Origin of the sequence: Paenibacillus sp. FSL E2-0177, from assembly GCF_037992975.1 — a bacterium.
In the GTDB taxonomy this organism is placed as follows: domain Bacteria; phylum Bacillota; class Bacilli; order Paenibacillales; family Paenibacillaceae; genus Paenibacillus_AQ; species Paenibacillus_AQ odorifer.
On record NZ_CP150307.1, the window covers coordinates 4,853,706 to 4,866,091 of the forward strand.

Consider the following 12,386-nt stretch of genomic DNA (forward strand, 5'->3'; position numbering starts at 1 on the left):
TCATACTATTTGTTCTACACCGCTTTTTTATGCAACAAATGGAATCTATAACCTCGCTTAACTTGGAATATGAACACGCAAAAGGGATGTCCTTGAGCTACTATAGCTCCGCGAACATCCCCTTATACTCTTTTGAAATTAACTTATTGAAGAGACTTCAGCAACGTAACTATCTCATCCAGTTGCTTGTCCAGCGCATAAGCATCGGAGAGATAATACGTTCTAAGATCGTAGGTGAATACATGACCCGCCTTAACAGCAGGTAGGCTTTGCCAGAAGACACTGTCCAGAATGTCCAGCTTATCCTGCTCCACACCACGGCTGAAGCCTTGGAAGATATAATCAGCTTCTCCTAAGTACTCGGGCAACGCTTCGAGTGAGAGGGAAGCCCAGCCTTCTTTAAAGGCTGCCTCTTGGACAAGATCAGGTGCATGCAGCCCCAATCCGTTATATATAATCTCTCCACCACGCCCATATGACGAACCATATAAATACAGCTCTTTACCGGCAATTTCAAAGATCGCCACCTTTTTGTCAGCTGCGATCAGATCAGACAATTCCGCTTTCTTCGCTTCCAGCTTCTGATTGAAATCCTCCACCCACTTTACAGCCTGCTGCTCCTTGTTCAAGATTTTCCCGATCTCGATCAATCGTTCCTTATAGTCGTATTTGCCCCAAGGAATAAAGACCGTTGGAGCAATCTTGGAGATTTGCTCATAGGTATCTTCCTGATAAGTGATAATCAAGTCCGGTTCGAGACTCGTTATTTTCTCCAGGGACACCGTCATGTCATCGCCTACAACTTCTACACCTGTCAGCGCCTCTTTGAAATATGGATGGTTCAGGATGTCATTCCCGGCAACGGCAATGGGCGTCACGCCAAGCGTCAGAAGATCACCAATAAAGTCTTGTACCGGGATCACAACTCTTTGTGGATTGCGCGGGATCTGCACCGGGCCTTTATCGCTTTCGTATGTCCAGTATTCTGCATCAGCAGCCGGCTCAGAGCTGGCAACTACAGAATCATTATTAGTGCTTTTAGCCACTTCAGCCGACGTGCTAGCTGGAGCATTCCCTTGATTAGCTGCTTGTCCACATGCGCTCAACAGCAGCACCAGCGTAAGCATAACGGCTATCATGCTTGTTTCTCCTAACGATATTATTTTGTACAATGTAAATCCCCCTTGAGACTTTATATTATCATGATATTGATAATCAATATCATTTAGATCTGTATTTAATATACCGTCTCCGCGGGAAAACATATATACACGCTAATACATCAATTTTGTTATGGACGATTGTCAGCTTAAATTATGGCCGGTTAACAAATCTGTCTGTATCTCCAATTGGCGTTCGAGCGCAAGCCCTTCGCTGCCCCAAAATTCCTCAAGCTTCAGGTAATATATGCGTCCATTCCTGAATGCTGGAAGATTGCGCCAAACCGCACTTTTACTAATCCGTTTACGCGTCTTCGACATCCAGTCCTCTTGTCCTGATACGACCACAAACATATGGTCAGCCGCATATATTGGCAATTCCGACAGTGAGATGCATAAATGATCATTCCGCTCCAGAACATCTGACCTTACCTTGTCCGGTGGAGTTAACCCCAGCATTGGATACAGATTGTACACCCCGCGGGCTGTATGATTCCAGATATAAATACTGTTATCTTGCCTAATCTCATACACCGCTACCGTTTCACCAGATTCAATTAGTGAGGACAAGCGCTGCTTGGACAAATCTATTTTCAAATGATAGTGCCTTATCCATGCCTCTGCCCGCTCCTCTTCACCCAGCAGTCTGCCGAACAAACGAATCTGTTCCAGGCGGTCCATTTTATCACACTCTACCGTAACGAGTGGCCCCAACTTCTCCATGCATTTAAGCTGACGGGGGCTCAGATAGGTTGGTGCAATAACTAAATCGGCTTCCAGCCCAGGCCATTCCGCTTCCTCCGGACATCCCTGCAGCTCAAATGATCGTACACCCGCCAGTTCCGGCAGCAAAAGCAAGGAGTAATTCATCACATCTTCTTCAACTGCGACAGGCTTCACACCCAGCGCAAGTAAATCCCCTAAAAATTGCAACGCTACTATCCGCTTCGGTTTGGGACGCAAACGGAACTCTGTTGGGGTCATCCCGGTGACTTGCTTGAATTTGCGGCTCAGATATAGTCCATCTGTATAGCCTACTTTTTGCGAAATTTCCTGTATGGTTGCTTTGCTGGACATCAAGTGTTTTTTCGCTTTATTTACTCTTAAATGAGCTACATATTCGGTGAAGCTCCAACCCGTCTGCTTGCGGAACCATACTGAGAAATAACGAGGATTGAAGCCCATTATTCGAGACATCATCTCCCGAGTAATCTCCCTTTGGAAATTCTGGTGGATATAAGAGAGCATTCTGAAATATGAACTATCCGTAATGTCTGCTTCAGCGTCAGCCTCTACGACCAGTTGATGTAGCTGATACAGCAAGGATTGAATTCTATCTGCCTGTGCTTCTAAATTATTGGCAGCAACGTCTTCCAATTCGCTGAATAAGCGAGTTATTTTATTCGTCGTACGTATAGGTAAAATCCCATTGACCGGAAAAATTTCACGGCAAAGTCCATAGACCAATTCTTGCTCCGTGCTATTGCTTAGCCCATATACCTCATAGGAAATTGCTAGAACAGAGATAACAGTCTCTAATGGAGCATTAATTTGATATGTCGCACCTGCGCTTAGAAAAAGAATTTCACCATTTTTAAGAGATACTGTCTCTCCTTCTATGGTTATTTGAATGATAGCTTCTATTGGTGTCAGGAAGAGTGGGGACTGGGCAATTTGGGGTTTACTGATGTGACCGCCACCGCATTGGCGTTTCCCTACCTCTTTTAACAGATAAATTCTATGAACCGGGTTATTATTTGATAGCTTCATTCCTGCTCCCTTCCAGACTGCTAGACTTAATAACCCATAAAATATAAAGCAAGCGTATAAGGTTTCTCTCCGCTCGAAATGGATAAGATCCCCTATACGCCTTATATAAAACTTCAGATTTTATGGTTTGAGAAGCCTCTATCCTTAGTGGTCGTCAACGACTCCAAGCGCTTTATTCTTCTCTTTGAACCGTTCATTGTGAGAAGATACGTAAGCGACTTTGGCCGCGGTTGGGTCTATGTACAGCTTAGCGCTATTAAGCGCCAGAGCCGCATCAGTGAAAGTACCTGCGATCAAACGAACCTTGCTTGCATAATCCACAAAGTCACCTGCTGCAAATATACCCGGAAGATTGGTCTCCAGCTTATCGGTTACATTCGCACACCACTCGCCCATATCAAGACCCCATTCTTTTAACGGACCAAAATCGCTTTTCAGACCATGATTCACAATGACAGCATCCACTTCAAACTGCTCTGTTTCACCTGTCTCTATATGACTGATCGTAACCTGATCTATCGTTTCACCATTACTGCTGTGTAATTGGCTTACTGCATATGGCGCACGGACATTGACTGAGGATTCCTTCATCCGCACAATGTTTTTCTCATGCCCGCCAAACTGTTCACGACGATGTGCAATCGTCACACTTGCAGCGATAGGCTCCAATTCATTCGCCCAATCTACTGCGGAGTTGCCTCCACCGGAGATTAGCACTCTTTTACCGCGGAACGGCTCCAGCTCTTGAACGGTATAATGAAGATTTGTCACCTCATAACGATCTGCACCTTCAATTTCAAGCTTTGCCATCTGCAGAATTCCGTAACCAATGGCCAAAATGACTGTGCGGGTCCAATGTTGTTCCCCAGTAGAAGAGGTCAGGATGTACGTTCCATCCTCTTGTCTCTCTTGATTCATAATTTGCTGACCCAGCACAATAGTCGGATCGAAGGTTTGAGCCTGCTCCTTGAGCTGACCGATTAGTTGATGACAAAGAGTTGGGGTTACGCCTCCTACATCCCAGATCATTTTTTCGGGATAAATAAGCATTCTTCCTCCGAGCTCATCCTTCGCTTCAATTAACTTTGTCTTCAAGTCTCTCATTCCGCTATAAAAAGCTGTATACATCCCAGCAGGTCCGCCACCAATAATGGTTACATCGTATAATTCCAGTTGTTTATTCATTGTGTCCCTCCAAAATTATATTCTAGTGATCCCTTCAGCTACTTAAGCTCCAAACTGCGCTTCATGCAATCGGCTGTAAATTCCGGCAGTCTGCAGCAGTTCCTCATGCTTACCTTGTTCTGCGATGCCACCTTCCGCAACGACAACAATCCGGTCCGCATTTCTGATCGTTGCAAGGCGATGAGCAATAACAAGTGTTGTGCGTCCCTCAGACAACTCTGCGAGCGCCTCTTGTATAGCGGACTCCGTTTCAGTATCCAGTGCAGATGTAGCTTCGTCCAGAATGAGAATCGTCGGATTCTTCAAGAACATCCGGGCGATGGACAACCTCTGCTTCTGACCGCCAGAAAGCTTGACGCCTCTCTCTCCGATCATTGTATCCAGCCCGGCGGGCTGAGATTTAATCAGTTCTTCCAGCTGAGCGCGCCCTGCAGCCTCCCAGATTTCTTCATCGGAAGCTCCCAATCTGCCGTAAGCAATGTTCTCACGGATAGTTCCGTCAAACAGGAATACATCTTGTTGTACAATCCCGATATGGGAACGAAGTGATTCCAACGTCATGGAGCGAATATCTATTCCATCAATAGAGATGTTGCCTTCGCTTACATCGTAAAAGCGTGGCAGCAAGCTGCAAAGTGTTGTCTTACCAGCACCGGATGGACCCACAAGCGCAACGGTCTCTCCTGCTGAAATCGATAAGTTCACATTGGTTAACACCTTTTCTTTATCACTATAAGCAAAAGCTACATCCTGGAAGGTTATATTCCCTGACAGATGAGACACTGGCTTAGCGTCTTTTGCGTCATCAACATCCGGCTCCGTCTCCAGCAGTTCAAGATAACGTTTGAAACCAGCGATCCCTTTAGGATAGGTCTCAATGACCGAATTAATCTGTTGCAAAGGTCCTAAGAAGACATTAGACAACATCACAAAGGCAATAAATTCACCGTAGGTCATCTGCTTCTGGATTACAAAATAGGTTCCGCACACAAGAACGAATAACGAGACCAGCTTCATGAGCACAAAGCTAAAGGATGAATTCCAAGCCATAATTCGGTAGGTCATTAGCTTCGTAATACGGAAGCGTTCGTTATTAACTGCAAAGCGGGAAATTTCATGATTCTCATTAGCAAAAGCTTGCACAACACGGATCCCGCTTACATTGTTCTCTACGCGTGCGTTATAGTCAGCAATGTCCGCGAACATGATGTGGAACGCTTTTGACATTTTGCGACTGAAGTACATGGATAAATAAATCATCAGCGGGACAATTACAAAGGTCAGAATAGCTAATTGCCAATTAATGCTAAGCATGATACCGAATACACCCAGCAGCGTCATCACTGCTATGAATAAATCTTCAGGACCGTGGTGGGCAATCTCACCGATGTCCATCAGATCATTTGTCATCCGTGAGACCAAATGGCCTGTTTTATTATTATCGAAGAAGTTGAAAGAGAGCTTCTGTACACGATCAAACAGCTTTTTTCTCATATCCGACTCGATATTAATCCCCAGCTTATGCCCCCAATAAGTGACGACAAAATGCATAAAGGCGCTGACGATATAGATCCCCAGCAAACCGAGGCAAGAATAGAGAATCCATTTCCAATTCCCACTTGGCAGCATATCATCCACTACCCGGTTAACGGCCAGCGGGAAGACTAGTTCCAGCAGTGCAGCAGCAATAGCACAGGAGAAGTCAAGAATAAACAATCCCTTATAGGGTCTATAGTAAGCAAAAAAACGACGCAACATTGTAAAAATTCGCTCCTTCCGGTGAGTGACCATCTTCTTTCATCAAGATTTAGTACGGGCTAGCAAATACAAAAAGTATGGCGCTCCAATTACAGCAACAACGATTCCAGTGGGGATCTCAGATGGCTGTAAGATCCAGCGTCCAATGGTATCCGCTATAATGACTAGCAGTGAGCCGAGCAGCGCTGAGGTTGGCAGCATGAGCTGATGTTTGGGTCCAACTAGCCGTCTCGCCAAATGGGGGCCGACAAGTCCGACAAAGCCAATCCCACCACTCACAGCAACACTTGCCGCAGCTAGACCAACCGCAGCCGCAAGAAGCCGGAATTGTTCTTTGGTTACAGCAGCCCCAAGTCCTACGGCTGTCTGTTCACCCAAATTAAGGACGTTCATTACCCTTGCTTTATAGATGACATACGGCACGAGAATTACGATCCATGGTAGTAAAGAAAGTACAAACTTCCAGCTTGTGCCCCAAATACTCCCGGCAAGCCAAGTAGCCACAAACTGATACTTCTCCGGATCCAGCCGAAGAGTCAGCACGATCATCGCTGCACTCATTCCAGCTGCAACCGCTACACCAGTCAGCAACAGGCGCATGGGTTTTATTCCTTCATGCCGTTTATAAGCTAAGACATAAATCAAGGCAGCAGTAATTGCCGCACCAACAAACGCTACCATAGGCAGCAGATACACCGGAGCCGCGGTTGCCGTTGGGTAAAAAGAAATTAACAGCATAACCATAATTCCTGCGCCAGCGTTAATCCCTAAGATGCCGGGGTCGGCCAAAGCATTACGAAAGACGCCCTGCATCACAGCTCCGGATACAGCCAAACCTGCGCCTATCAGAACGGAGATCACAATACGCGGTAACCGAAATTGAAACAATATTAACTCTTGCTTATCCGTCCCTTTACCGAATAACGTATTAAGCAGCTCCATAGGTGTCAAACGTATGTATCCTGTATTCATACTAATAATAAAAGCAATAACAATCAGTACAGCTAAAATAATCATTATAACTAAGCCACGTTTATTTTTGGCGGCTTGGAAGGAATCGAATGAAGTTTTCTCTATCATTACAGTTCCCTCCTTTCTTTACGTGCAAGATAAAGGAAGAAAGGTACACCGATCAGTGCAATAATGGCTCCCAGCGGCGTTTCATTAGGGGGATTAATCATCCGCGCTGTTAAATCTGCAAATACTGCAAGCAGACTGCCTAGAATAGCTGAACATGGAATGATCCATCTGTAATCCACACCTACAAAAAAACGGGTCAAATGGGGAATAATTAGTCCAATGAACCCAACGGCTCCTACTACGGCAACTGATGATCCAGCCAGAATCAATACAATTAAAGTCCCTGCCAGCTTAACAAGCCCTGTGCGCTGGCCAAGCCCTTTAGCAACATCGTCACCTAGGCTGAGCATTGTGATCGACCGGGATAATACCATAGCCCCAATTAACGCCGCTCCTATCCAAGGGAACATGACTTTAAGCTGAATCCATTTCGTCCCAGCCACGCCTCCCGCATACCAGAAAGCCAAATCTTGCCCAATATGAAAATATAAAGCTACCCCTTCACTCAGTGCTGACAGCAGTGCACTAAAAGCAGCACCCGCCAGCACCAGACGAGCAGGAGTCAGCCCTCCCTTGGCCAATGATCCGACCCCATACACAACCCCAGCCCCTACTCCGGCACCAACGAAGGAATATAGGATCAAATACATAAACGATAAATTCGGGAAAAATGCAAAACAAAGCGCCAGCGCAAATCCTGCGCCTGAGTTAATGCCCATCAAACCTGAATCTGCGAGTGGATTTCGGGTCATCCCCTGCATAATGGCACCCGCAACTGCAAAGCTTGCCCCTATCATGGCCCCGCCAAGTACACGGGGTAATCGTAATTCTCTAATAATCTGATGATCCATGATCTCCGGATTAAAGTGAAATACGGCTGCCCACACCACAGAAAGCTTAATATCAGCCGCTCCGAAGGAGACTGAAACAGCGATACCTAGTGCTAATAGTACCAGACCGCCAACCAAGATTAACGTGGCAGCCCAAGGACGTGAACGGAACTCTTGTATGGCTGACCCTTTATTAGGTCTAATCTTGGAAGATATCTGTTGATTCATGAATGCCACCCTATTTCTATGAAATTGATTCTCATTATCACTATGCTATTGTAAATGAGCCTTCCTAGGTTTGGCAATAGATAGATTTAATAGGAGGCATTTATTTTATTGCATTGACAGGAAATCTAGGATTTGATAAAGTTCAAATTGAAAATAATAATGATAATGATTCTCATTATTATTTATTGGTACATATATATAGGGAGGTTTATCATGCTAAAAAGAAAGACCCTCTTCCCCATCCTGGCACTCATAATGTTATTGTCTGTATTTGTGACAGCTTGCGGGGGAACGAACAATGCTTCATCTAATAAATCAACAGCAACAACAGAAGCAACTACAGCACCAAGCACTGAGCCAACGGCTGCTCCTGAGGCTTCAGCTGCTGAAATGCGTAGCTATGAAACCACTAAAGGTACTGTACAGATACCTGTAAAACCACAGCGGATTATTACAGATTATTATGGTGGGGAGTTGCTCTCCGTAGGAGCAAATGTTGTAGGTGTCGAACCTAGTACCTTTGATAATCCCTTCTTGAAAGACCTGCTCACAAACACACAAGATGTCGGTGCTCCGGTTAACGCCGAGAAAGCTCTGGAACTTACACCTGACCTGATCGTCGTTATGTACGATGATAACTACGATGCTTTATCCAAAATTGCTCCAACCATTCATATTCCATACGGAACCGCTACAAATATCTATGAAACTGTTAAACTGTTCGGTGACATTGTAGGTGTGCCTGACAAAGCTGAACAATTTATTGCTGACTTTGAGAAAAAGGCTGCTGAAGGCCGCGAGAAGCTTAAAGGTGTCGTAAATGAAAATGATACTTTTGGAATCTATGAGCTGACTGATAAAGGGGAGCTATGGACCTTCGGAAATAATGCTGGCCGGGGTGGACAAGCCCTTTATAACGCACTTAAGCTAAAAATGCCTACTAAGAACAGCAACGACAACCAAACGTTGCAGCTGTCCATGGAGCTATTGCCCGAATATGCTGCTGACTACATGTTCCTCACCACTTATGATCCTGACAAAAAAGGGGATAAGCTGAAAGAACTGAAGGAATCTCCAGTTTGGAACGGACTTGATGCTGCGAAGAACGATCATCTATTTTACAATGATTTTGATACCTACTACCGCTATGATCCGATTGCGATTACCGCACAGATTGATCTGTTCGTAGATATGATTCTTGAACGCAACGGTAAGAAATAAACATAGGCACATACAAAAACACCCCTCTTTAGGCACTGTCTAAAGTGGGGTGTTTGGCTATACATAAGAAGTTTCTGTTAAATTTATATCATCTAGTATATTCATTATACTCATCGGTGTTATTTAGTTTTTTGTACATATACTCATCATTTTTAAGCTTATAGAGCTGCCCCATCCCCGCAAATACGAAAAACAGCACCAAAATTAATCCATACGCATAGGTGAATTCACCAATATAAAAGCAAGTGACTATCGCAACAAGGGTCAAGATCATTAATGCGACTGCAATTCTGGAAAAAATCTTTTTCAAATGGAATCCCCCCACGTTTTGTGCACCAATATTATCATATTTGGGATTAAATTGAAATCTCTTTTTGGTCTATTAAGGGAATATCGAGTAGCTGAATATGTGCCAGCATATTGCGAGTGTATATTTTGGTGTATATACGATAAAAGAGGACTTGAAATAAAAGATACGCTCCGCCTACTAACAAACAAAACCACATCGGCTCCAGAGCTGCAGACATTTCAACCCTGGAAGAACTAACAACATAAAAAGAAGACAATGCAATACCTAATGCATACGGGAGAAAAAACAGCACTTTTAAAGGGCCGCCTATAATGCGGGCCACGTCTTTAGAAGTAATTCCAATCTTGTTCAGCTTCCTGAATTTGATCCGCTCACGCTCTAAATCGGTCTGAATACTGAAATGCAGCACTATCCCGGAGGCGCCGAAAAATATTAAACCAACAAATGAAATTACGAAGATTCCAAATCGGCCAGACTCCTGTAACTGTAGATAGTCACTTATTCTAGACTTCGTAGAGAATACGAGGGCCTCTTGCCGTTCATTGCCATACCAGGACTCTGTATTGTCTTTGTTATATTTGGCTAAAGCGGCATTTAACTTAGCATCTATATCCGCAGTTTTTTTCCAATCCTTAAAATTCAGGAGCTGAAGATTACCGATCGCTTTTTTATTTTCCGCTTTCAGCGCCATATAATCCTCTTCGTTTACAATGATATGAAGACCATTCATTAGATTCGGCACAGGGTTAAATACCATGTCAAATAGGATACCTTGTGAATACAGCGTATGCTTCCCGGAAGCAAGCATCAGATCAAAGGTGGGCATTTCCGGTCTTTGATTCTTCCACTCTTCTCCTTGTGCAACTATGGCCAGATTTAGAAAGTGATCTTTCTCCACATGATAATCAGTGCCGATTAATGCGTTTATATTCTGGTCCAGAAATATTTTGAAATTAAACAAGTCGATATACTCCAGCTTTTGGTGTGAAAGCAGCGGCGTGGCGCCATGATCCGTGATCTCGCTTAGTATTTTTGGTGAGATGCTATTTTTTCCGAATACTTCTGAATAGGCAATATCATATGGATTGTTTGCAACCGGAATATCCTCAGCATTCCAGGTCAAATAAAAAATAATCCCGCTTAGAGAAATCGTGATGAAGACGAGGAAGGTGATAAGAGAAAGCACTATTTTGGAGCGACCAAGGGTATAGATCAAATTGGAACTAAACAGCAGGTGCTTGTGATATGCTCTGCTTGATCGCGATATAAAAAGTTTCAACCAGTCCCCAAGTCCTGACAACAGCAAATAAACGCCTAACATACTAATTCCCAGATTTATTAACATCATGCGAGCATCGGAAGGGTTGTAATGAGTGAGCATATTATAAACGGAGATTCCCAAGAGCAAAACTCCGATGACCCCGGTGATTTTCCCATGAATCAGGTTGCGTTCTGCGGTTCTGGACTCTTTTAAAAGACGTAAAATACTGTATCGCAAAGTTAGTAGCAAATTGACTGCAATCACAACTATGTAAATCACCGCGAAGAATTTAATGGTATACAGATAACTATCGGGCGTCAGTATAAAAGCACTGTCCCTAATATTTACAAACAGCGAAACAATCAAGAAAAAAATACCGGAGAAAACTGTCCCTGTACCTAAACCAGTGAGAATCGAGGCTAAAGCGATCATGCTATTCTCGAACAAAATGATTTTGCGGATATTGTGGCTTGTCATTCCAAGTACCATTAATAGCCCAAAGTCGCTTTTTCTGAATTTTAAAAAGGCCATTTGAGCATATACAATAAACAGAACAGCAAACACCCTTATCACCAAAAAAGGAGCATATAAATTACCTGACACCATCCCATTCACTTGATAAGGGTCATTAAAATCAGGATTACTGTACAGCGAATAAAATGTAAAAAAGATCATGACCGTAAAGCTGCTGCATAGGAAAAATAACAAATATCTTCTAAGATTCGCCTTAAATATCTGAAATGCCATTCTCCTAAAGGTCATCTTCTCCCCCTCCAATAAAGGCCAGGTTCTCCAGAATCAGATCCAAAAATGCTCTGCGCTCTTTATTCTCTCTAGCAATCTCTAGTAGAGCCTTCCCATCTTTGATAAAAAGCACCCGATTACAATAGCTGGCCGCAAAAGGATCATGTGTGACCATCACTATCGTTGCTCCTTTTAGAGTGTTGAGCTTGGCGAAGGTCTTCATCACCGTACTCGAGGATTTGGAATCCAAATTCCCCGTCGGCTCGTCCGCAAAAATCACATCTGGATGATTTATAATCGCCCTGCTGATCGCCGCCCGCTGCTGTTGCCCCCCTGAAACCATATAAGGATATTTGTCCTTCACCTCATCCAGATCGAATAGCGATAACGTCTCATCTGTCTTGGCATTGATATCTTCTACCTCTTGATCATCCAGCACCATGGGCACCATGATATTTTCCCGTAGGGTCAGACTATCCAGCAGATTGTAATCCTGAAAAACGAATCCCATACGCTGCCGGCGAAAAATCGCAAGCTCGTTCTTGGACATCTCACTTATACTAGTATCTGCAATTCTTACAACCCCACTATACTCCGTGTCGATTCCGCTTAGTATATTTAAAAGTGTTGTTTTCCCGCTCCCCGAGGGTCCCATAATCGCCACAAACTCGCCGCTATCCACACTAAGACTAATCCCGTTCAGCGCTCGAAACCGATTCGTTTTGCCTTTGCCTTTATATTCTTTCGAGAGATTCTCTACTTGCAGTATGGACATCCTGGCACCTTCTCATTGATAGGTTTGGAGTGAGTTACATTAAATGGAATTCAATCACTCGGTA

The 12,386-nt window shown here is 44.0% G+C and carries 10 protein-coding genes; 1 reads left to right on the top strand and 9 read right to left on the bottom strand.

Annotation, left to right across the window (positions count from 1 at the left end; all coding sequences use genetic code 11):
• Positions 1–143: 143 nt before the first annotated feature.
• The 6 genes from MHI25_RS21705 to MHI25_RS21730 form a co-directional block, all read right to left on the bottom strand.
• Positions 144–1,139 carry an iron-hydroxamate ABC transporter substrate-binding protein gene (locus tag MHI25_RS21705; RefSeq protein ID WP_340394254.1) on the bottom strand — a complete coding sequence of 332 codons (996 nt, stop codon included), beginning with the start codon at positions 1,137–1,139 and terminating at the stop codon, positions 144–146.
• A gap of 165 nt (positions 1,140–1,304) precedes the next feature.
• Positions 1,305–2,930, bottom strand: a complete 1,626-nt coding sequence (locus MHI25_RS21710) for a helix-turn-helix domain-containing protein (RefSeq protein WP_076192280.1) — start codon at positions 2,928–2,930, stop codon at positions 1,305–1,307.
• Between the two features lie 144 nt (positions 2,931–3,074).
• Positions 3,075–4,115, bottom strand: coding sequence for an NAD(P)/FAD-dependent oxidoreductase (locus MHI25_RS21715; RefSeq protein WP_076129508.1), 1,041 nt, complete (start codon positions 4,113–4,115; stop codon positions 3,075–3,077).
• A gap of 42 nt (positions 4,116–4,157) precedes the next feature.
• Entirely contained in the window at positions 4,158–5,873 is a 1,716-nt protein-coding gene (locus MHI25_RS21720; protein WP_076104415.1) for an ABC transporter ATP-binding protein, read from the bottom strand.
• Positions 5,874–5,915: 42 nt separating this feature from the next.
• Positions 5,916–6,953 (bottom strand): iron ABC transporter permease, encoded by a 1,038-nt coding sequence (locus MHI25_RS21725; RefSeq protein ID WP_076129507.1) that lies wholly within the window; start codon positions 6,951–6,953, stop codon positions 5,916–5,918.
• On the bottom strand, positions 6,953–8,011 hold the full coding sequence (locus MHI25_RS21730; protein WP_076129506.1) for an iron ABC transporter permease: 1,059 nt from the start codon (positions 8,009–8,011) through the stop codon (positions 6,953–6,955). Before MHI25_RS21730 ends, MHI25_RS21725 begins: the two co-directional genes overlap by 1 nt.
• A gap of 213 nt (positions 8,012–8,224) precedes the next feature.
• Here MHI25_RS21730 and MHI25_RS21735 point away from each other — a divergent pair, with 213 nt between their 5' ends.
• A complete protein-coding gene (locus MHI25_RS21735) occupies positions 8,225–9,232 on the top strand; it encodes an ABC transporter substrate-binding protein (protein ID WP_076184088.1) in 1,008 nt (335 codons plus the stop codon).
• Between the two features lie 88 nt (positions 9,233–9,320).
• Here MHI25_RS21735 and MHI25_RS21740 read toward each other — a convergent pair whose 3' ends face one another.
• The 3 genes from MHI25_RS21740 to MHI25_RS21750 are packed head-to-tail and all read right to left on the bottom strand — an operon-like array spanning position 9,321 to position 12,322.
• On the bottom strand, positions 9,321–9,542 hold the full coding sequence (locus MHI25_RS21740; protein ID WP_042190339.1) for a hypothetical protein: 222 nt from the start codon (positions 9,540–9,542) through the stop codon (positions 9,321–9,323).
• A gap of 46 nt (positions 9,543–9,588) precedes the next feature.
• Positions 9,589–11,565 (bottom strand): ABC transporter permease, encoded by a 1,977-nt coding sequence (locus MHI25_RS21745; RefSeq protein ID WP_340394258.1) that lies wholly within the window; start codon positions 11,563–11,565, stop codon positions 9,589–9,591.
• A complete protein-coding gene (locus tag MHI25_RS21750; RefSeq protein ID WP_076184103.1) occupies positions 11,555–12,322 on the bottom strand; it encodes an ABC transporter ATP-binding protein in 768 nt (255 codons plus the stop codon). The genes MHI25_RS21745 and MHI25_RS21750 overlap by 11 nt, the downstream gene beginning before the upstream one ends.
• Positions 12,323–12,386 lie beyond the last annotated feature (64 nt).

What these genes read in the sequence shown, in the direction of transcription:
- MHI25_RS21705 (WP_340394254.1), bottom strand. Translation starts at nt 1,139, where the DNA reads ATGATAGCCGTTATGCTTACGCTGGTGCTGCTGTTGAGCGCATGTGGA.
- MHI25_RS21710 (WP_076192280.1), bottom strand. Translation starts at nt 2,930, where the DNA reads ATGAAGCTATCAAATAATAACCCGGTTCATAGAATTTATCTGTTAAAA.
- MHI25_RS21715 (WP_076129508.1), bottom strand. Translation starts at nt 4,115, where the DNA reads ATGAATAAACAACTGGAATTATACGATGTAACCATTATTGGTGGCGGA.
- MHI25_RS21720 (WP_076104415.1), bottom strand. Translation starts at nt 5,873, where the DNA reads ATGTTGCGTCGTTTTTTTGCTTACTATAGACCCTATAAGGGATTGTTT.
- MHI25_RS21725 (WP_076129507.1), bottom strand. Translation starts at nt 6,953, where the DNA reads ATGATAGAGAAAACTTCATTCGATTCCTTCCAAGCCGCCAAAAATAAA.
- MHI25_RS21730 (WP_076129506.1), bottom strand. Translation starts at nt 8,011, where the DNA reads ATGAATCAACAGATATCTTCCAAGATTAGACCTAATAAAGGGTCAGCC.
- MHI25_RS21735 (WP_076184088.1), top strand. Translation starts at nt 8,225, where the DNA reads ATGCTAAAAAGAAAGACCCTCTTCCCCATCCTGGCACTCATAATGTTA.
- MHI25_RS21745 (WP_340394258.1), bottom strand. Translation starts at nt 11,565, where the DNA reads ATGACCTTTAGGAGAATGGCATTTCAGATATTTAAGGCGAATCTTAGA.
- MHI25_RS21750 (WP_076184103.1), bottom strand. Translation starts at nt 12,322, where the DNA reads ATGTCCATACTGCAAGTAGAGAATCTCTCGAAAGAATATAAAGGCAAA.